The sequence below is a fragment of the Hydrogenophaga sp. genome (assembly GCF_026125825.1).
Lineage (GTDB): Bacteria > Pseudomonadota > Gammaproteobacteria > Burkholderiales > Burkholderiaceae_C > Hydrogenophaga.
The window spans coordinates 1-18,931 of sequence record NZ_JAHCKK010000008.1; the positions used below are offsets into that span (position 1 = coordinate 1).

Consider the following 18,931-nt stretch of genomic DNA (forward strand, 5'->3'; position numbering starts at 1 on the left):
CGGAGTCGGCCCACTGAGACGAAGGGCCGTCCTCGGCCGTCACAGGCACGTTGAGGTTCAACACGAACACGACCTCTCCCCCGAAGCGGCCCACGCCCAGGCTTTTCATGAGCACCTGCTCCTGCTCGGGTCGCTCCATGCGCAGAAAGCAGATGGCCTGTTTGGTGCCTTCGTGCATGGCGGTCAGGATGTCAAGCCGCGTGATGCGCCCGAACTCACTGCACAGCTGGTGCAGTGCGGATTTCAGGCTGGAAACGTCGCTGTATTGCCTGAGTTCTGCGAGTGTGCTCACAATCAACTCCCTCAATCAAAGTTCGAATCGGCGTGGTGATGCGGGTGGCGCAAAAGTGTTGGGTAACAGAGGCTTGGCATCGGCGATGGGGCCCATGTTAAAACATAAGCAACAAAATCTCACATTTACGTTACAAAAATTCCCCACATTTGGGGAGGCCGTGCGGAAGTTCACACGCCTGTGGCGAGCTTGCGCCCACCATGTGTGGGGCAGATGACAGACCGTCTGTATGCTGCACCCCCGACCACCGAATTCCTCTCTCATGCGCCCTGGATCCGACAACCGCCCCCCTTTGGTCGCCGACACCGCGATGGAGCGCACTGGCGCCTGGGCCGTGCCGCACCAGCGCAGCGAACTGGACCGCCTGGCCCAGTTGGGCGCGCAACTCGCGGGCACGGACGCCGCGCTGTTGCTGGACCTGTCCCATGTGCCGCCCGAAGCCCTGGGGGCACACGGGCTGGAGCCGGACCTGGTGGCCGGGCTGCTGCAAGCCTGTGCCCCGCTGCTGCGCGAGCGCGCGGACCTGGAGCGATCGCTGCCCGGCGAGGCCACCGCGCCCTTCGGCCAGGGGCATTGGCTTCCGGTGTTCGACGCGGTGGGGCAGACCGGCCTGCTGCTGCTCAGCCACGCGGCCTGCGAGCCGCAAGCCGCGGCCAAGCCCCCACTGCAGCTGCTCGCCCAACACGCGGCCGACGTGCTGGCCCTGGCGCGGCGCTGCGAGCAAAGCGAGCAGTACAACGCCAACGTGCTGCGCGAAAGCGAGAGCCGGCTCAACCTGACCGAGCACACCGCTGGCGCGGGCAGTTGGTCGCTGCAACTCTCCACCCGCGAGGTGGTTCACTCGGACGAATTCGCCACCATCCTCGGGCTGGCCGATCACCATCAGGTGCGCAACCTCGAAGACATGGTGCAGCGCTATTCGCCCGAATGGCGCAACGGCATTCGCCAGCGCCTGGAGCGCTGCGCGCAGTACGGCGAAGGCTTCGACGAGGAAATCCAGATCATGGTCGAGGGCAGTGCGCCCAAGTGGGTGCGCACCGTGGGCACGGCGGTGCGTCGCGCCAACGGCCAGATCGTGCGCATCCAGGGCGCGATCCAGGACATCTCGGCGCAAAAGCAGGCCCAGCAGGACACGCTGCGCCTGGCGATGCGCCTGACCACCACGCTGGCCAGCATCACGGAAGCCTTCGTCACGCTCGACCGGCAGTGCTGCTTCACCTACCTCAACCAGGAAAGCGAACGGCTGCTGCAGAAGACCACCGCCGACCTGCTGGGGCTGGAGGTCTGGCAGGGTTTCAGCGCCGGCCTCTCGCAGCGCCTGAAGGACCAGCTCACCAAATCGCTCAACACCAATCGCCGGGTGGAGCTGGAGGACTTCTTCCCCACGCTGGGCAAATGGCTGGAGGTGCGGGCCTACCCCTTTGCCGAAGGCCTGGCGGTGTACTTCCGCGACGTCACCGAACGCCGACGCTCTCAGGAACAGCTGATGCTGCTGGAAACCAGCGTCTCGCGGCTCAACGACATCGTCGTGATCGCGGAAACGGGCGCCGGCAGCGACGACCAGGAGCCGCACATCGTCTTCGTGAACGACGCCTTCGAGCAGCACACCGGCTACAGCCGCGCCGAAGTGCTCGGGCAGACGCCGCGCATGCTGCTCGAACTCGACCCGGCCATCCCCAAGCTGCGCGAACTCGCGCAGGGGCTGCAGCAGACGCAACAGGCGCGCACCGAACTGATGGTGCGCCGCAAGAACGGGGCCATGTTCTGGGTGGAGCTCGAAGTGGTCTCGGTCCAGGCCACCGCCGAAGAGGTGACGCACTGGGTGGCGGTGGGGCGCGACATCACGCAGCGCAAGACCGCCGAGGACATGATCCGCCACCTGGCGTTCTACGACGCGCTGACCGACCTGCCCAACCGCCAGTTGCTGCTCGACCGGCTGCAGCAGGCCCTGGCGGCGAGCGCGCGCTCGGGCCAGCACGGTGCCCTGATGTTCATCGACCTGGACAACTTCAAGATCCTCAACGACACGCTGGGCCACCACATGGGCGACCAGCTGCTGCAGAAGGTGGCCGCACGCCTGACCCGCAGCGTGCGCAAGACCGACATGGTCGCGCGCCTGGGCGGCGACGAGTTCGTGGTGATGGTCGATGACCTGAGCACCGACCCCGACGCCGCGGCCTTCAAGGCCACGGCGCTGGCCGAGAAGGTGCTCAACACCCTGCGCGAGCCGTTCCAGCTCAACGGCCACCAGCATTTCGCCACGCCCAGCATCGGCGTCACCTCGTTCAACGGCCAGCAGAGCGACGTGGGCGAACTGCTCAAGCAGGCGGACCTGGCCATGTACCAGGCCAAGTCCCTGGGCCGCAACACGCTGTGCTTCTTCGACCCCAACATGCAGGCCACCGTGAGCGCCAACGCCACCGTGAGCTCCGACCTTCGTGTGGCGCTGAGCGAGCAGCAGTTCGTGGTGCACTACCAGCCGCAGGTGGACCGTGTAGGCGTCATCACTGGCGTGGAGGCCCTGGTGCGGTGGCAGCACCCGCAGCGCGGCCTGATGTTCCCGGCCGACTTCATCCCCGTGGCCGAAGACACCGGCCTGATTCTGCCGCTGGGCCAGTGGGTGCTGGAGAAATCGTGCGAACAGCTCGCGGCCTGGGCCGACCGGCCCCAGACGGCCAACCTGAGCATCGCGGTGAACGTGAGCGTGCGCCAGTTCCGCCACCCCGACTTCGTGGACATGGTGATGGCCGCGATCACACGCACCGGCATCCGCCCGCACAAGCTCAAGCTCGAACTCACCGAAAGCCTGCTGGCCGACCGCATGGAAATCACCATCGACAAGATGGGCATGCTCAAGGCCCTGGGCGTGACGCTCTCGCTCGACGACTTCGGCGTGGGCTACTCATCGCTCTCCGTCCTCAAGCGCCTGCCCCTGGACCAGCTCAAGATCGACAAGGGCTTCGTGGCCGACGTGCTCACCGACCCGAACGACGCCGCGATCTCGCGCGCCATCATCGCGCTGGCGCAGAGCCTGAGCCTTCAGGTGGTGGCCGAAGGTGTGGAAACCCAGGAGCAGCGCGACTTCCTGGCCTACCAGGGATGCGACCAGTTCCAGGGCCACCTGTTCGCCAAGCCCCTGCCCATCGAGTCGCTCGACGCCCTGCTGCAGAACCCCACCGCAGGCATGCTGGTGCTGTCCTGAGCGGCTCCCTCACCAGCCGGTGATGGAGGGGTTCTGGAAACTGTAGTGGTTGGGCAGGGCGAGGTTGGAAAACGAGAACGACAGGCTCACGTCCAGCGCCGTCACCTGGTGCCACCAGCCCAGGGGCAGGAACACCGTCTCGCCGGGCTCCGCGATCACCTCCAGCACGGTTGCCTGTTCGAAAAGGGGATACCGCGCCAGGTCCGGCCGGTCGAGATCGACCGGGCTGTAGACCTCGAAGTGGTTGTACAGCAGCGGCGTCTGCAGCGGCGAGATGAAGCGCCAGCGCTTGCGGCCCACGATCTGGGTGTGGCACAGCATGAGCGTGTCGTGGTGCAGCGGTGTGACCGTGCCCGCCGGGCCGAACCAGAACGAGGCGCGGCGCGCCAGTTGCGCGGGATCGCAGAAAGCGGGCAGGCTGCCGATGTCGGCCAGGATGGGCGCGAACTCGGGCCGGGCCAGCATCTCGTTGTTGGCCGTCAGGTAGTAGTCGTTGGTGGTGCCGCCAGCCAGCACCTGATCGACAAAGTTCGCAAGCCGCACGCGGCGCTTGTGGTCCAGTTTGTTGACCTCGTAGTTCGGGTCGGCACTGCGCTCGGCCTGGATCTCGACATCGAGGTGGCCAAAGCGCGCGCGCAGGTCCTGCGGCGACCATCGCCGCAGGGCAGGCCAGTCGCGCGCCACGTCAGTGAGCACCACCGGGCGGCTGCCCACCACGTACTTCTCGACGAATTCGGCCAGCGGCACAGCCTCGCGCTTCTCCACCTGGCCGTAGCGCGGGTGGAGCTCCAGCAGCTTCTGCTGGTTGGCCATCACCGATTCGAGCTTGGTCTGAAGTTGCTGGAACTTGCGCGCGGCGAGGAACACCGGGTCACTGTCCATCGCCCGGATCGCGGGCTCGCACTCGGCCGGGTCCAGGCCCGCTTGCGTCATCGCGAGCAGCATGGACTCGGGCGTGCAATGGCGCAGCCGGTTCTCGGCGATCCATTGCAGCCAGCCCGCGTCGAGCGGGCGAAACGGGGCCGCCTCCAGGGGCCTGGGTGCGGCGGGAATGGTGGGCGGGCTCATGCGGCCACCAGTATCTCACCGCCCTGCGCCGCCTAGCCGGTGAACAGCGCCACGTTGCCGCCGGCTGCCGTGGTGTTGATGGTCAGCGTCTGCTCGGCGCAGAAGCGTTGCAGGTAGTGCGGGCCGCCCGCTTTGGGACCGGTGCCGCTGAGGCCTTCGCCCCCGAAGGGCTGCACGCCCACGACGGCGCCGATCATGTTGCGGTTCACGTAGACGTTGCCCACGCGCGCGGCGCCCGCCAGGGCCAGGGCCCGGCTGTCGATGCGCGTCTGGATGCCGAGCGTGAGGCCATAGCCCAGCGCGTTGACCTGCTGGATGACGGCCATCGGATCGCCGCGCCAGCGCACCACCTGCAGCACCGGACCGAAGATCTCCTGCGTCACCTCGGCGATGTGGCCCACCTCGTACATGCTCGGCCCGACCAGCTGCGGCAGGGCTGGCGAGCGGTTCGCGTCGAGGAGCGGCCTGGCATGGCCATCGAGGCGCTGCAGGTGCCGATCGATGCCTTGGAAGGCCTCGGCGTCGATCACCGGGCCGAGGTCGGTCGCGAGCTCGGCCGGGTCCCCCGCCACCAGCTCGCGCGCCGCGCCCTGGATCATCGCGATCACGCCATCGGCCACGGCCTCGTGCACGCACAGCAGGCGCAGCGCCGAACAGCGCTGGCCCGCGCTGCGGAACGCGCTCTGCACCACGGCGTCGGCCACCTGTTCGGGCAAGGCGGTGCTGTCCACCAGCATGGCATTGATGCCCCCAGTCTCGGCGATCAGGGGCACGATAGGCCCCTCCTTCTGGGCCAGCGCGCGCTGGATCAGCTTGGCCACCTGGGTCGACCCGGTGAACACCACGCCGGCCACGCCGGGCTGCGCCACCAGCGCCGCGCCCACGGTCTCGCCCGGGCCGTGCAACAGTTGCAGCGCATCGGCGGGCACGCCCGCGGCGTGCAGCAGCTTCACGGCTTCGAGCGCGATGGCAGGCGTCTGCTCGGCGGGCTTGGCCAGCACGGTGTTGCCCGTGACCAGCGCCGCGGCCACCTGGCCGGTGAAGATCGCCAGCGGGAAGTTCCAGGGGCTGATGCAGACCCAGGCGCCGCGCCCTTCCAGGCGCAGCGTGTTGCTCTCGCCGGTGGGCCCTGGCAGGACCTGGGGTGCCATCACCCGCTCGGCGTCGTTCGCGTAGTAGCGCAGAAAGTCGATGGCCTCGCGCACCTCGGACACCGCGTCGTTCCAGCCCTTGCGCGCTTCCTTCACCAGCAGTGCGCACAGGCGCGGCATCTGCTGCTGCATGGCATCGGCCGCGCGGCGCAGCGTGGCCGCGCGCTCGGCCAGTGGCGTGTGGTTCCAGCCGGCAAAGGCCCTCACGGCCCCATCGACCGCGCCCGGTGCGTCACCGGCGCGGGCCTCGGCCACCGCAGGCACGACCAGCGCCGCATGCGCCGCCAGCAACGGTTCGCGGTGTGCGACCACCGCGAGGTCCAGGCCCTGGCTGTTGGGGCGCGCCAGGCCGTACAGATCGGGCGGCAAGGGCAGCACGCAGGCGCTCTCACCCGGGCGGGACCGCGACAGCGGCGACACCAGCAGCTCGTCCATGCCCACCGACTCGTCGGCCAGCTGGTGGACGAACGAAGAGTTCGCGCCGTTCTCCAGCAGGCGGCGCACCAGGTAGGCCAGCAGATCGCGGTGCGCGCCCACCGGCGCATAGACGCGGCACGAGACCATCGGGTTCTTCAACACCTCGCGGTAGATGCCTTCGCCCATGCCGTGCAGGCGCTGCAGCTCGAAAGGCGTGCCCTGCTTTGCCGCCATCTGCAGAATCGCCGCGATGGTGCCCGCGTTGTGCGTGGCGAACTGCGGGTGGATCGCATCGTGCGCCGCCAGCAGGGCGCGCGCGCAGGCCAGGTAGCTCACGTCGGTGTGCGGCTTTTGCGTGAACACGGGGTAGGCCGGCAGGCCAAGCTCCTGCGCGCGCTTGATCTCGGCATCCCAGTAGGCGCCCTTGACCAGGCGGCACATGAATTTCAACCCGTGTTGCCGCGCCAGCCCCGCCACATGCTCGATCAGCTCCACGGCCCGGGTCTGGTACGCCTGCAGCGCCAAACCAAAACCCTGCCACCGCGGGCAGTGCTGCGCGACCTGCTTCGCCAGCGCCTCGAACACGGCCAGCGAAAGTTCGAGCCGGTCCACCTCTTCGGCGTCGATGGTGAGGTTGAGGTTGGCGGCGGCGGCCGCTTCGCACAGGGTCCACACGCGCGGCACCAGCTCGCGCATCACGCGATCGTGTTGCGCGTCCTCATAGCGCGGGTGCAGCGCGCTGAGCTTGATGGAGATGCCGTCGTTCTGGCCCGGGTGCCGCGCCGGGTCGGCGCTGCGCGCGATGGCCTCGATGGCGTTGCGGTAGCTCGCGAGGTAGCGCAAGGCGTCTTCATCGGTGCGGGCGCCCTCGCCCAGCATGTCGAAACTGAAGCGCAGGTTGGCCTGGCGCCTGCGCGCCGCAACGGCCTCTTTCATGCCCTCTTCGATGGTCTGCCCCAACACGAACTGGCGACCCAGCAACTGCACCGCGCGCAGTGTGGCAGCCACCACGGTCCGCGCGCCCAGCTTGGCCATCAGGCCGGGCTCGCTGCCCGCGTCCGGCAGGAAATGCTTGGACATCGCAATGGCCGTGGACGACAGGCGCGCCAGGGTCGAGTCGGCCGCGCCATCGAAGTCGGCGCGGCCGAGCTGGTCGGCGGTGAGGGCGATCGCGGTCTCGGCGTCCGGCACGCGCAGCAGCGCCTCGGCCAGCCGCATCAGGGCCAGGCCCTCGGCGCTGGAGATGGGGTACTCCTTGAGCAGGCTTTCCATGGCCCAGAACGGCGGCGGGTTCTCGCGCACGGCGCGCACCCAGGGCGCCGCGTCGTCGGCCGCCGACGCCCAATCCAGGGCGCCGCGCAAGGCGCTCAGGCGATGGGCCAGCACGCCCGGCTCGGGACGGTAGGGAAACGGCAGGCGGTCTTGGGCACGGGGCATGAAACACTCCACAAGGCAGACGAACGGTGAATCCACGCATGTTGCCGCCGATTCATCCGAGTTTTTCACCAAAAAACAACCATTCGACCGGATAATCGACGGCCATGTCCGACACCCAGGAACCCGACCGCATCGATCTGAAGATCCTGCAGCTCCTGCAGGCCGATGGCCGGCTCACCAACCTCAAGCTGGCCGAGGCAGTGGCCCTGTCGCCCACTGCCGTGCTCGCACGCACCCAGCGACTGCAACGCGACGGCTACATCCTGGGCTACGAGGCGCGGCTGAATCCGCTCAAGCTCGGGCGCGGGATGATGGTCTTCGTCGAGGTGCTGCTCGACCGGACCACGCCCAACGTGTTCAACGAATTCAAGGCCGCCGTGCAAGTGCGCGACGAGATCATGGAATGCCACATGGTCGCCGGCGGCTTTGACTACCTGCTCAAGACGCGCATGGCCGACATGGCCGCCTACCGCGACTTTGCCGGCAGCGTGCTGTGGCAGTTGCCAGGCGTGCGCGAGACGCGCACGTATGCGGTGATGGAAGAGGTGAAGAACAGCTCGCGGCTACCCTTGTGATCAGCTCAGCGGCGACGCCGCCTGCCTGATTGGGGTGGTCATGCCAACGCCGCGGGTTTGGCGGCGCGATCACCGAAGACAGCGCGCCCCACACGCACCATGGTCGAGCCGGCGGCGATGGCGGCTTCGAGGTCGTCGCTCATGCCCATCGATAGCGTGTCGAGCGCGAAGCCAGCCCGGTTGAGTTGATCAAACAAGGCCTTGGCCTGCAGGAACACCGCGCGCTGCGCCTCGAAGGTGGGCGCCGGTTCGGGAATGCACATGAGGCCGCGCAGCTTCAGCCTGGGCAGGCGCGCCACCGCCTGCGCCAGCTCGTGCAGATCGGCAGGCGCCACGCCGGCTTTCGTGAGTCCGCCGTCCACGTTCACCTGCAGACACACCTGCAGCGGCGGCAGGCCTTCGGGCCGCTGTTCGCTCAGGCGCTCGGCGATCTTGAGCCGGTCCACCGATTGCACCCAGTCGAAATGCGCGGCCACCAGCCGGGTCTTGTTGCTTTGCAATGGACCGATGCAGTGCCATTCCGTTGGCATCGGCGCAACAGACGGTGCGCGCAGCGCGAGGATCTTCTCGACGCCTTCCTGCACGTAGTTCTCGCCAAAACACCGCTGACCGGCGGCCTGCGCCTGACGAACGGCGTCCGCGCCGAAGGTCTTGGAAACCGCCAGCAAAACCACCGCATCCACGGGGCGTCCGGCGTGTGAACAAGCACGCGAAATGCGCTCTTTCAGCCCTTGGAGATTGCGTTCAATGGTCGTCATAATCTGCCGTCATACCTCAACACCGCACGGGACCCCGGGATGGATATCACCCAACTGCTGGCTTTCAGCGTCAAGAACAAAGCATCCGATCTTCATCTCTCGGCCGGTCTTCCACCCATGATACGGGTGCATGGTGATGTGCGACGCATCAACGTCGAACCGCTGGACCACAAGCAGGTCCACGGCATGGTGTACGACATCATGAACGACAGTCAGCGCAAGCAGTACGAAGAGTTCCTCGAGTGCGACTTCTCGTTCGAGATCGAGGGCCTGGCGCGCTTTCGCGTCAACGCCTTCAACCACAACCGTGGCGCTGGCGCGGTGTTCCGGACCATCCCGAGCAAGATCCTCACCCTGGAGCAGCTCAACGCGCCCAAGATCTTCGGCGATCTCGCGCTGCGCCCGCGCGGCCTGGTGCTGGTGACCGGCCCCACGGGCTCGGGCAAGTCCACCACGCTGGCCGGCATGGTCAACCACCTCAATGAAACCGAGTACGGCCACATCCTCACGGTGGAAGACCCGGTGGAGTTCGTGCACGAGTCCAAGAAATGCCTGGTCAACCAGCGCGAAGTCGGCCCGCACACGCTGAGCTTTGCCAACGCGCTGCGTTCGGCGCTGCGCGAAGACCCGGACGCGATCCTGGTCGGCGAAATGCGCGACCTGGAAACCATCCGCCTGGCGATGACCGCCGCCGAGACCGGCCACCTGGTGTTTGGCACGCTGCACACCTCCAGCGCGGCCAAGACGATCGACCGCATCATCGACGTGTTCCCGGCCGAGGAAAAAGACATGGTGCGCGCGATGCTCTCCGAATCGCTGGTTGCGGTGATCTCGCAGACGCTGTGCAAGACCAAGGACGGCTCGGGTCGCGTCGCAGCGCACGAGATCATGCTGGGCACCAGTGCGATCCGCAACCTGATCCGCGAGGCCAAGGTGGCGCAGATGTACTCGGCCATCCAGACCGGCAACAGCGTGGGCATGCAGACGCTCGACCAGAACCTCTCGGAACTCGTCAAGCGCAACGTCATCAGCCCGGCCGAGGCCCGCGGCAAGGCCAAGATCCCCGAGAACTTCCCGGGCTAGACATGGACCATGTCCGTCGCGTGCCCGCTGCGCCCCGCCACATCCTCCCGCAAGAGGTCCACGCCCGCGCCCTGTCCAAGCCGGTGGCGCGGCGTTCACTGCAAAGAAGGTGATTTCTCATGGAACGCGACCAGGCATCCAAGTTCATCAACGACCTGCTGCGCCTCATGCTCAGCCGCTCGGGCAGCGACCTGTTCCTCACGGCTGATTTCCCCCCGGCGATCAAGGTCGATGGATCGGTCGTCAAGGTGTCGCCCCAGCCCCTGAACGCCACGCACACGCTGGCGCTGGCGCGCGCCATCATGAACGACAAGCAGGCGGCCGAGTTCGAACGCACCAAGGAGTGCAACTTCGCGATCTCGCCCCCCGCCATCGGCCGCTTCCGCGTCAACGCCTTCATCCAGCAAGGCAAGGTCGGCATGGTGCTGCGCACGATTCCCGCCGTGCTGCCCACCATCGACAAGCTCGGCCTTCCCCAGGTGCTCAAGGATGTGGCGCTTTCCAAGCGCGGGCTGTGCATCCTGGTCGGCGCCACCGGCTCGGGCAAATCCACATCGCTCGCGGCCATGGTCGACTGGCGCAACGAGAACACCCACGGCCACATCATCACGGTGGAAGACCCGATCGAGTTCGTGCACCCGCACAAGAACTGTGTGGTCACGCAGCGCGAAGTGGGCCTGGACACCGACAGCTGGGAGGCCGCGCTGAAGAACACGCTGCGCCAGGCGCCCGACGTGATCCTGATGGGCGAGATCCGCGACCGCGAAACCATGGAGCATGCGATCCAGTTCTCGGAGACCGGCCACCTTTGCCTGGCCACGCTGCACGCCAACAGCGCCAACCAGGCGCTGGACCGCATCATCAACTTCTTCCCCGAAGAGCGCCGCGCCCAGCTGCTGATGGACCTGTCGCTGAACCTTCGCGCGCTGATCTCGCAGCGCCTGGTCCCGCGCCAGGACAACAAGGGCCGGCACGCAGCGGTGGAGATCATGCTGAACTCACCGCTGATCTCCGACCTGATCTTCAAGGGCGACGTCGCCGAGATCAAGGAGATCATGAAGAAGAGCACCCAGATGGGCATGCAGACCTTCGATCAGGCGCTGTTCAACGCCTTCGAGGCCAACCTCATCACCCTCGAAGACGCGCTGCGCAATGCGGATTCGCTCAACGACCTGCGCCTGCAGATCAAGCTCAACAGCCAGCGCGCCAAGTCGCTGGACCTGGCGGCGGGCACAGAGCATCTCACGATCGTGTAAAAACACCCCGCGCCGCGCTGGCGCGCGTCACCCCCTCAGGGGAACAACGTCTGCGGCCCGGCAACGCCGGTTCCACGACATTTCTTGTACTGGAAGCATCTTCACATGAGCAGCATCGCCGAACGCACCTACGAATCCACCCCTGCGCGCAAGGTCGCGTTCATCGGTCTGGGTGTCATGGGCTATCCCATGGCCGGGCACCTGGCGCGCGCCGGCCACGCCGTCACGGTCTACAACCGCTCCGGCGCCAAGGCGGCCGCTTGGGTGGCCGAGTTCGGCGGGGCGCACAAGCCGACGCCGCGCGAGGCGGCCCAGGGTGCCGACATCGTCTTCGCCTGCGTGGGCAACGACGACGACCTGCGCTCCATCGTGCTGGGCGCCGATGGTGCTTTTGCCGGCATGTCACCGGGCGCCGTGTTCGTGGATCACACCACCGCCTCGGCCGACGTGGCGCGCGAGCTGCACGGCGCAGGCAAGGCATTGGGCATCGCGTTCGTGGACGCGCCGGTCTCGGGTGGCCAGGCCGGTGCGCAGAACGGCGCACTGACCGTGATGTGCGGTGGTGAGGCCGCCGCGTTCGACGCGGCCAGGCCGGTCGCCATGGCCTTTTCGCGCGCGTTCACCCGCATGGGCGAGAGCGGCGCCGGCCAGCTCACCAAGATGGTCAACCAGATTTGCATCGCCGGCCTGGTGCAAGGCCTGTCCGAAGCGATTGCCTTCGGTCAGAAAGCCGGCCTGGACATGGCCCAGGTGCTGGACGTGATTGGAAAAGGGGCGGCGCAGAGCTGGCAGATGGACAACCGGGGCAAGACCATGGTGGCCGACAAGTTCGACTTCGGCTTCGCCGTGGACTGGATGCGCAAGGACCTCGGCCTGGTGCTGGACGAAGCCAAGCGCAACGGCGCGCGCCTGCCGGTCACGGCGCTGGTGGACCAGTTCTACGCCGACGTGCAGGCCATGGGCGGCCAGCGTTGGGACACGTCCAGCCTCATCAAGCGCCTGAGGTAAGCCCCCCGGGAGCCGGCTTACTTCGCCGGATTCGCGGGTGCAGGCTGCTGCTTGGCAGCGCCGATGCTGGCGAGCTCCTGCTCGGAGATGATCTCGAACACGCGCACCACGCGCGACACGTTCTGCGTGTTGCGCGCGATGTCGGTCGCGCGGTCGGCCTCGCGCTGTGTCACACGGCCCATCAGGTACACGGTGCCACGTTCGGTCACCACCTTGAAGGCGCTGGCCGAGAGGTCCTTGGCGTCCACCAGCGAGGCCTTCACCCGGCCGGTGATCAACGTATCGCTTGCGCGTTCCTTCAGCGAGGGGCTGTTGGTCACGCCCAGCTCGTTGATGACCTCGCGCACGTTCTCCACGCCGGACACCATCTGCGTGACCTTGGTCTTGACCGCTTCGCTGGAAGCCTCGCCGGTGATCAGCACGCGGCGGTTGTAGCTGGAGAGGTTGTAGCGCGCATGCGCATCGCCGAGCTCGTCTTTCAGGCGGTTGGACGCCCTGAGCTCGATGCCCTGGTCGTCGAGCTGCGCACCAGAGGTGCGGCGGTCCACCGCCACCAGCGCGGTCACGGCCGCGCCACCGACCACCAGCGGCGCGCACGCGCTCAGCGTGGCGCCCAGGGCGGCCACGGCGAGCGCAGCCGCGGCAATGCGGTGATAGGAAGGGTTGTGGTTGATCTGGGTCATGAGGCACTCTCCATAGGGGTATTGGACTCGTCGGGCAGGCCCAGCAGCTGGGCGTCCACGCCGTCGCAAATGCAGTGCAGCACGAGGTGATGCACTTCGAGGATGCGGGCCGGAAGTTCGTGCGGCACGCACAGATGCACGTCGGTGTCGCGCAGTTGCATCGAGAGGCGGCCGCCGCGCGCGCCAGTGAGCGCCACCACGACCATCTCGCGCTCGTGCGCGGCCTCCACCGCCGCCAGCACATTGGCCGAATTGCCGCTGGTGGACAGCGCCAGCAGCACATCGCCGGCCTGGCCCAGCGCGCGCACCTGGCGGGCGAACACGGCGCGGGCATCGAAATCGTTGGCAATGCCGGTGAGCACCGCCGCGTCGGACGAGAGCGAAAACGCCGCCAGCTCGGGCCGCTCGCGTTCGTAGCGCCCCATGAAACTGGCCGCGAAGTGCTGGGCGGCCGCAGCCGACGCTCCATTGCCACAGGCCAGCACCTTGCCACCCCCGGTGACGCTGGCCAGCACGGCCGCGATGGCCGACTCCACCGTCGGCGCCAGAGATTGGGCGCACTGGTACTTCAGGTCGGCGCTGTCGATGAACTGTTGCTGGATGCGTTGCAGAAGCATGGCGCGATCATAGCGGTGAGGGGTGTATCAAATTGCTCAACCTGCCACGGAGGCATCGAAGGCGGCTCGCAGCCATTCGATGCAAGCCGGCGCTGGCGCGTCCAGCGCGCCATCGATCAGCACCACATCGAAGCGGCATGCAGGCTCTGAGCCCAGCCGCAGCAAAAAGTGCCGCGCCGCGAACACGATGCGCCGCTGCTTCGCCCCGGTGATGCTCGCGCCCGCGCCGCCCTGGCGCTGGCTGGCGCGCTGGCGCACTTCCACGAAGACCAGCGTGCCATCGGGCTCGCGCATAATCAAATCGACTTCGCCACCGCCCCGGCCCGGGGTCCTGAAGTTGCGCTGCACCAGCGCCAGGCCATGGCACCGAAGGTGGGCCAGGGCCGCATCCTCTGCGGCATCGCCCTGGTCCTTGGAGGTCTGTTTCGCCGCGCCGCCCCTGGTGGGCGCCGTCTGTTTTCTGGATGTCCACATTGTCTGCAAGCACTCCATCCCTGTTGGCCGCCGCCCGCGACGCGGCGGGGCACCAGCATTATCCGCAGGGCGCGCTCTACATGGTCGCCACGCCCATCGGCAACCTGGCCGACATCGGGCTGCGCGCGCTGCAGGTGCTCTCACTCGTGGACACGGTGGCCTGCGAGGACACGCGCCACACGGCTGCCCTGCTGCAGGGCTACGGCCTGCACAAGCCCTTGCTGGCGCTGCACGAACACAACGAGGCCGAGGCCGCGCAGACCGTGGTGCAGCGCCTGCAGGAAGGCCAGCGCATCGCCTACGTGAGCGACGCCGGTACGCCGGGTGTGAGCGATCCAGGCGCGCGCCTGGTCGCCGCCGTGGCCGCAGCTGGCCTGCGCTGCCTGCCCATCCCGGGCGCCAGCAGCATCACCGCGCTACTCAGCGTGACCGGACACAGCGGGTGGGACGGGCGCTTCGTGTTCGCCGGCTTTCTCTCTCCCAAGGCGGCCGAGCGCCAGCGCGAAGTGCAGCAGATGGGCGCCGATGCGCGCGCCTGCGTGCTGCTGGAGGCGCCCCACCGCATCGAGGCCCTGGCCAGGGACCTGGCCACGCTGGGCCAGCGCACGCTCACCGTCGGGCGCGAGCTGACCAAGCAGTTCGAGGAGATCGCGCCCATGCCCGCCGAGGCCCTGCCCGGCTGGCTGCAGGCCGGCGCGCACCGCACGCGCGGCGAGTTTGTGTTGATGGTGCACCCACTGGTCGCCGAGGCGGCCGACGCGGGCGCGGTGGACGCGGCAGCACTGCGCACGCTGGACCTGCTGCTGGCCGAACTGCCCCTGAAAACCGCCGTGCGCCTGTGCGCGGAGATCACCGGCCAGCCGCGCAACGCGCTCTACGAGGCCGCGCTGGCCCGGCGGGCAGATCAGTAGATCACACGGGCGGTGTGGTCGGTGCCCGATCGGGCACCTGGCTCGCGCGAAGGGGCCGGTGCCTCGGGCACCTCGGTGGCCTCGACATCGACCACGTCGCCCATCGGCCGACGCGCGCCACCCGCACCGCCGGGCCACACGCCCTGCGTGTAGCGCTGCGAGGTCTGCCGGAAACGGCTGAACACCACCGCCGGTGAGGGCTTGCGGCCGGTCACCAGCGCCCAGAGCGAGACACCCACCACCACCACCAGGGATGCCAGCAGCAGGCTGAGCACGAAGACCAGGGCGGCCAGGGCCAGCGCCAGCCGGATCACGCCGCGCAGCACGCGGCCGAAGAAATCGAAGAGTCCGTTCATGGATGAGAGAGCCTCCTGGCCCCAAGGGAGTTCCTGAACTGGCGCGAACACCAGGCACGTGCCGCCCGGCATGGGGCAAACAGTCAGCAGATGGGGGCATTCCGGCCGTTTGCAAGTCGCCTCGCGGTATGCTCCCACGTGTGAAACCGTTCTACCAGTACTTCTTCCGCGGCCTGATCACCTTCCTGCCGGTGGCACTCACGGTCTACGTGCTGTACCTTTTCATTGTCTGGGTGGAAACCATCGCCATGTGGGCGATCCGGCCGCTCGTCGGCGACTTCTACCTGCCCGGCCTGGGCATCGTGATCGGGGCGGCCATGATCGTCGGCCTGGGTTTCCTGATCTCGCAGCCCGTGACCGCGCGCATGCTCTCCTGGGTGGAGCTGCCGTTCACCAACCTGCCGGTCGTCAAAAGCATTTACTCCTCGCTCAAGAGCTTCGCCGACTACTTCGCGCCCAACAAGAAGGACGCGCAGCAGCAGGTGGTGATGCTGAAGATGCCGGACCACGAGATGACCATCGTCGGCCTGGTGACGCGCCAGAACATGGCCGGCCTGCCGCCCGGGCTGGCCGAGCTGGACCACGTGGCGGTCTACCTGCCCATGGGCTACATGATCGGCGGGTACACCGTGTTCGTGCCGCGCAGCTGGACCACACCGATCGACATGTCGGTGGAAGAGGCGATGCGCGCCTCGCTGCTGGCCTGGATGAGCGCGAAGTAAGCCCCCGCGCCCGCTGGCGTCACAGCCGGGGGGAGCCGCACCGGCGGCCGGGCAAAGGCAGTCCTGCAGCGTTCTGGATCGCGGAACTTGCACGCCAACGGACCTTCCAACCGCGTGCATTCTCCTGGAGACCGCCATGCCGATCCTGCCCCGCCGCCGCCTCCTCATCGCCAGCGCCGCCGCGGCCGTGGCCGCCCCGGCCTGGCTTTCGCCCGCACTGGCGCAGGGCAAGCCCCTGCGCCCCACGCCGCGCCAGACCGAAGGCCCGTTCTATCCGGTCACGCTGCCGGCCGACACCGATGCCGATCTGCTCAACAACGGCCAGGCCATCTACCGCAAAGGCCAGGCGGCCTGGGTCGAGGGCACGGTGATCGACCTGGCGGGCGTGCCCGTGGCAGGCGCGGTGGTGGAGATCTGGCAGTGCGACCACGCGGGCCGCTACCACCACCCCGGCGATGGCGGCAAGGCCGACCCGGCGTTCCAGGGCTTCGGCCAGGTCACGGTCGGCCGCGACGGGCGCTACCGCTTCCGGACCCTCAAGCCCGTGCCTTACACCGGCCGCACGCCCCACATCCATGTGAAGGTGCGCCTGGACCGCCAGGAGCTGCTGACCACGCAGCTGTACGTGGCGGGCGAGCCAGGCAACGAGCGCGACGGCTTGTGGCGGCGCATGAATGAAGAGGCCCGCGCCGCCGTCACCGTGCCCTTCACCCCGGGCAGCGACGGCCTGCGCGCCACCTTCCCCATCGTCGTGCAGGCTTGAAGCCGGGCGGCTAAGCTCGCCGCATGGATTCATTGACCCAGATTGCCCTCGGCTCGGCCGTGGGCGTGGCCGTGATGGGCCGGCGCACGGCCCCATGGAAGGCCGCGCTGTGGGGCGCCATCGGCGGCACCCTGCCCGACCTCGACGCCTTCATCAACCACGGCGACGCCATCCTCAACATGACGCGGCATCGCGCCGAGAGCCACGCGCTCTTCGTGCTGACGCTGGCTGCGCCGGCGCTGGCCTGGATCGTCTCGCGCGTGCACGGCGAGGCCGCGCTGTTCCGGCGCTGGTGGCTGGCGATGTGGCTGGTGCTCATCACCCACCCGCTGCTCGACACCATGACGGTCTACGGCACGCAGCTGCTCCAGCCCTTCAGCGACTACCCATTCGCCGTGGGCAGCGTCTTCATCATCGACCTGGCCTACACCCTGCCGCTGATCGTTGGCGTGGTCGCGGCACTGCGCCTGAAGTCCGCTCGCGGCCTGGCCTGGAACACCGCCGGGCTGGTGCTGAGCACGCTCTACCTGGCCTGGAGCGTGGGCGCGCAGCAGCACGTCACGCGAGTGGCTCGGGCGTCGCTCCAGGCCGAGGGCATCGCGGCCGAGCGCCTGCTGGTCACGCCCTCGCCGTTCAACACCGTGCTCTGGCGGCTCGTGGCCACCACGCCCACCGAGTACCGCGAGGGCTTCTACTCGCTGCTGGACGACGGGGCGCATGTCACCTGGACGGTGCACGATCGCGGCGCGGACCTGATCGCACAACACCGCAACGAACCCTACGTCGCGCGCATGGCGGCCTTCACCCATGGCTTCTACAGCGTCTCGGCCAGCGATGGCCATCTGTTCGTGACCGACCTGCGCATGGGGCAGGAGCCGCACTACACCTTCCGCTTCCATCTGGGCACCGAAGCCGCACGCGCCAACGGTGGACACCGGCCGACGCTGGACGGCTCGCGCCCGGACCTCGCCACCGCCTTGCCCAGCCTGTGGCGCCGCCTGCTCGGTGAACCCTCCCTGCCACCAGGCTGCGTGGCACGCCCGTGCCCTGTCGCGGCGCCTGGATAGCTGACATCCACGGACCGATCTTGTTCTCGCATGGGCCCCCATGAATACTTGCCTGACACACAACCCAGCAGGCATTTTTCATGAACCCACTCCTCCAGATGATCCCCAGCCTCCTGCGGCGCAAGCTGTCATGGGGCCTGTTCGCCCTGGCCTGTGCGCCCCTCGCGCCGGTGGCGGCCCAGACCGCGTCCAAGCCGATCAAGGTGGTGATACCGTTCGCCCCCGGTGGCGGGCAGGACGGCATCGGCCGCTACTTCGCGAACCAGCTCACGAACCGCATGGGCCTGAGCTTCATCGTCGAGAACAAGACCGGCGCGGGAGGCGTGATCGCGGCAGACCAGGTCGCCAAGGCCACGCCTGACGGCACGACGCTCTTCCTCGCCACCGGCGGCGCCATTTCGATTGCGCCCCACCTGATGTCGAAGATGCCCTACCAGGCCAGGCAGGATTTCGTGTCCATCGCCATGGTGGCTGATACGCCCATGGCGGTGGCCGTCCGCACGTCCAGCCCCTACCGCACGCTGCCCGACCTGGTGAAGGCCGCGAAGGCGCAGCCAGAGCAGATCACCTATGCCTCCACCGGCAACGGCACGGTTTCCCACCTCACCGGCGAATTGTTCGCCCAGGCCGTGGGGATCAAGCTGTCGCACGTGCCGTATCGAGGCGCCGCGCCGGCCATCGTCGACGTCGCCAGCGGCCAGATCGAGTCCATCGTCACCAGCGCGGCCTCGCTCGAAACCATGGTGGCCGGGGGCAAGATGCGGGTGCTGGCCACCTTCACCGCCGCCCCCATTCCCCACCTCGCGGGCGTGCCGACCGTGCAGCAGGCCACCGGAGAGGCTGGTCTTGTGGTGCCGGTCTGGGTGGGGTTCATGGCACCCGCCAAAACCCCGCCGGCCTTCGTGCAGCGCCTCTCGGCCGAGCTGATGGCGATCTGCCAGATGCCCGAGACACAGAAACGCCTGCTGGAATCGGGCGCGCAGGCCGCCTGTGCGGGCACCGCCGATTTCGACCGTGTGATCGCCGAGGACTCGCAGCGCTGGAAGCGCGTGATCCAGCGCGGCAACATCAAAGCCGAGTAAGAGGCTGCC

The 18,931-nt window shown here is 67.9% G+C and carries 18 protein-coding genes; 10 read left to right on the top strand and 8 right to left on the bottom strand.

The window, feature by feature from the left end:
• On the bottom strand, positions 1-292 hold a 292-nt coding region (locus tag KIT86_RS05010; protein ID WP_297395581.1), incomplete at its 3' end, for an RNA-binding protein.
• 262 nt (positions 293-554) lie between these two features.
• Between KIT86_RS05010 and KIT86_RS05015 the strand changes: the two genes are divergently transcribed.
• A complete protein-coding gene (locus KIT86_RS05015; protein ID WP_297395582.1) occupies positions 555-3,494 on the top strand; it encodes an EAL domain-containing protein in 2,940 nt (979 codons plus the stop codon).
• Positions 3,495-3,503: 9 nt separating this feature from the next.
• Here the strand turns inward: KIT86_RS05015 and KIT86_RS05020 are convergent, their stop codons facing one another.
• On the bottom strand, positions 3,504-4,562 hold the full coding sequence (locus tag KIT86_RS05020) for a cupin-like domain-containing protein (protein WP_297395583.1): 1,059 nt from the start codon (positions 4,560-4,562) through the stop codon (positions 3,504-3,506).
• 32 nt (positions 4,563-4,594) lie between these two features.
• Positions 4,595-7,567: an L-glutamate gamma-semialdehyde dehydrogenase gene (locus KIT86_RS05025; RefSeq protein WP_297395585.1), complete on the bottom strand. Its 2,973-nt coding sequence runs from the start codon at positions 7,565-7,567 to the stop codon at positions 4,595-4,597.
• A 104-nt stretch (positions 7,568-7,671) separates the two neighbouring features.
• Here KIT86_RS05025 and KIT86_RS05030 point away from each other — a divergent pair, with 104 nt between their 5' ends.
• Positions 7,672-8,142, top strand: a complete 471-nt coding sequence (locus KIT86_RS05030) for an Lrp/AsnC ligand binding domain-containing protein (RefSeq protein WP_297395587.1) — start codon at positions 7,672-7,674, stop codon at positions 8,140-8,142.
• Between the two features lie 38 nt (positions 8,143-8,180).
• Here the strand turns inward: KIT86_RS05030 and KIT86_RS05035 are convergent, their stop codons facing one another.
• A complete protein-coding gene (locus KIT86_RS05035; protein WP_297395588.1) occupies positions 8,181-8,900 on the bottom strand; it encodes a YggS family pyridoxal phosphate-dependent enzyme in 720 nt (239 codons plus the stop codon).
• Positions 8,901-8,939: 39 nt separating this feature from the next.
• On the opposite strand from KIT86_RS05035, the gene KIT86_RS05040 reads away from it, so the two are divergent.
• The 3 genes from KIT86_RS05040 (at position 8,940) to KIT86_RS05050 (ending at position 12,247) form a co-directional block, all read left to right on the top strand.
• Positions 8,940-9,983: a type IV pilus twitching motility protein PilT gene (locus tag KIT86_RS05040; protein WP_297395589.1), complete on the top strand. Its 1,044-nt coding sequence runs from the start codon at positions 8,940-8,942 to the stop codon at positions 9,981-9,983.
• Between the two features lie 119 nt (positions 9,984-10,102).
• Positions 10,103-11,239, top strand: coding sequence for a PilT/PilU family type 4a pilus ATPase (locus tag KIT86_RS05045; RefSeq protein WP_297395591.1), 1,137 nt, complete (start codon positions 10,103-10,105; stop codon positions 11,237-11,239).
• A 105-nt stretch (positions 11,240-11,344) separates the two neighbouring features.
• Entirely contained in the window at positions 11,345-12,247 is a 903-nt protein-coding gene (locus KIT86_RS05050; RefSeq protein ID WP_297395593.1) for an NAD(P)-dependent oxidoreductase, read from the top strand.
• Positions 12,248-12,264: 17 nt separating this feature from the next.
• Here the strand turns inward: KIT86_RS05050 and KIT86_RS05055 are convergent, their stop codons facing one another.
• From KIT86_RS05055 to KIT86_RS05065, 3 genes are read right to left on the bottom strand one after another with little or no spacing between them, the layout of a single operon-like run.
• Positions 12,265-12,930, bottom strand: a complete 666-nt coding sequence (locus tag KIT86_RS05055) for a BON domain-containing protein (protein ID WP_297395595.1) — start codon at positions 12,928-12,930, stop codon at positions 12,265-12,267.
• Positions 12,927-13,547, bottom strand: a complete 621-nt coding sequence (locus tag KIT86_RS05060) for an SIS domain-containing protein (protein WP_297395596.1) — start codon at positions 13,545-13,547, stop codon at positions 12,927-12,929. The genes KIT86_RS05055 and KIT86_RS05060 overlap by 4 nt, the downstream gene beginning before the upstream one ends.
• Positions 13,548-13,583: 36 nt before the next feature.
• Complete coding sequence (locus KIT86_RS05065) at positions 13,584-14,021, bottom strand: YraN family protein (protein ID WP_297395597.1); 438 nt, start codon at positions 14,019-14,021, stop codon at positions 13,584-13,586.
• On the opposite strand from KIT86_RS05065, the gene rsmI reads away from it, so the two are divergent.
• Positions 14,012-14,932: a 16S rRNA (cytidine(1402)-2'-O)-methyltransferase gene (rsmI, locus tag KIT86_RS05070; RefSeq protein ID WP_297395598.1), complete on the top strand. Its 921-nt coding sequence runs from the start codon at positions 14,012-14,014 to the stop codon at positions 14,930-14,932. The two genes, KIT86_RS05065 and rsmI, sit on opposite strands and share 10 nt — an antisense overlap.
• Here the strand turns inward: rsmI and KIT86_RS05075 are convergent.
• Complete coding sequence (locus KIT86_RS05075) at positions 14,926-15,288, bottom strand: hypothetical protein (RefSeq protein ID WP_297395599.1); 363 nt, start codon at positions 15,286-15,288, stop codon at positions 14,926-14,928. The two genes, rsmI and KIT86_RS05075, sit on opposite strands and share 7 nt — an antisense overlap.
• A 128-nt stretch (positions 15,289-15,416) precedes the next feature.
• On the opposite strand from KIT86_RS05075, the gene KIT86_RS05080 reads away from it, so the two are divergent.
• The 4 genes from KIT86_RS05080 to KIT86_RS05095 all read left to right on the top strand — a co-directional run bounded on the left by KIT86_RS05080 (position 15,417) and on the right by KIT86_RS05095 (position 18,922).
• Entirely contained in the window at positions 15,417-16,010 is a 594-nt protein-coding gene (locus KIT86_RS05080; RefSeq protein WP_297395601.1) for a DUF502 domain-containing protein, read from the top strand.
• A 136-nt stretch (positions 16,011-16,146) separates the two neighbouring features.
• On the top strand, positions 16,147-16,773 hold the full coding sequence (locus KIT86_RS05085; protein ID WP_297395602.1) for a protocatechuate 3,4-dioxygenase: 627 nt from the start codon (positions 16,147-16,149) through the stop codon (positions 16,771-16,773).
• A 23-nt stretch (positions 16,774-16,796) separates the two neighbouring features.
• The gene (locus KIT86_RS05090) at positions 16,797-17,840 is read left to right on the top strand and encodes a metal-dependent hydrolase (RefSeq protein WP_297395603.1); all 1,044 of its coding nucleotides are present in this window, start codon (positions 16,797-16,799) and stop codon (positions 17,838-17,840) included.
• 80 nt (positions 17,841-17,920) lie between these two features.
• Positions 17,921-18,922: a tripartite tricarboxylate transporter substrate binding protein gene (locus KIT86_RS05095; RefSeq protein WP_297395605.1), complete on the top strand. Its 1,002-nt coding sequence runs from the start codon at positions 17,921-17,923 to the stop codon at positions 18,920-18,922.
• Positions 18,923-18,931 lie beyond the last annotated feature (9 nt).

Bases quoted from the DNA above. Each gene is read 5' to 3' on its own strand.
- KIT86_RS05015 (WP_297395582.1), top strand. From the start codon at position 555: ATGCGCCCTGGATCCGACAACCGCCCCCCTTTGGTCGCCGACACCGCG.
- KIT86_RS05020 (WP_297395583.1), bottom strand. From the start codon at position 4,562: ATGAGCCCGCCCACCATTCCCGCCGCACCCAGGCCCCTGGAGGCGGCC.
- KIT86_RS05025 (WP_297395585.1), bottom strand. From the start codon at position 7,567: ATGCCCCGTGCCCAAGACCGCCTGCCGTTTCCCTACCGTCCCGAGCCG.
- KIT86_RS05030 (WP_297395587.1), top strand. From the start codon at position 7,672: ATGTCCGACACCCAGGAACCCGACCGCATCGATCTGAAGATCCTGCAG.
- KIT86_RS05035 (WP_297395588.1), bottom strand. From the start codon at position 8,900: ATGACGACCATTGAACGCAATCTCCAAGGGCTGAAAGAGCGCATTTCG.
- KIT86_RS05040 (WP_297395589.1), top strand. From the start codon at position 8,940: ATGGATATCACCCAACTGCTGGCTTTCAGCGTCAAGAACAAAGCATCC.
- KIT86_RS05045 (WP_297395591.1), top strand. From the start codon at position 10,103: ATGGAACGCGACCAGGCATCCAAGTTCATCAACGACCTGCTGCGCCTC.
- KIT86_RS05050 (WP_297395593.1), top strand. From the start codon at position 11,345: ATGAGCAGCATCGCCGAACGCACCTACGAATCCACCCCTGCGCGCAAG.
- KIT86_RS05055 (WP_297395595.1), bottom strand. From the start codon at position 12,930: ATGACCCAGATCAACCACAACCCTTCCTATCACCGCATTGCCGCGGCT.
- KIT86_RS05060 (WP_297395596.1), bottom strand. From the start codon at position 13,547: ATGCTTCTGCAACGCATCCAGCAACAGTTCATCGACAGCGCCGACCTG.
- rsmI (WP_297395598.1), top strand. From the start codon at position 14,012: ATGTCCACATTGTCTGCAAGCACTCCATCCCTGTTGGCCGCCGCCCGC.
- KIT86_RS05065 (WP_297395597.1), bottom strand. From the start codon at position 14,021: ATGTGGACATCCAGAAAACAGACGGCGCCCACCAGGGGCGGCGCGGCG.
- KIT86_RS05075 (WP_297395599.1), bottom strand. From the start codon at position 15,288: ATGAACGGACTCTTCGATTTCTTCGGCCGCGTGCTGCGCGGCGTGATC.
- KIT86_RS05080 (WP_297395601.1), top strand. From the start codon at position 15,417: ATGCTCCCACGTGTGAAACCGTTCTACCAGTACTTCTTCCGCGGCCTG.
- KIT86_RS05085 (WP_297395602.1), top strand. From the start codon at position 16,147: ATGCCGATCCTGCCCCGCCGCCGCCTCCTCATCGCCAGCGCCGCCGCG.
- KIT86_RS05090 (WP_297395603.1), top strand. From the start codon at position 16,797: ATGGATTCATTGACCCAGATTGCCCTCGGCTCGGCCGTGGGCGTGGCC.
- KIT86_RS05095 (WP_297395605.1), top strand. From the start codon at position 17,921: ATGAACCCACTCCTCCAGATGATCCCCAGCCTCCTGCGGCGCAAGCTG.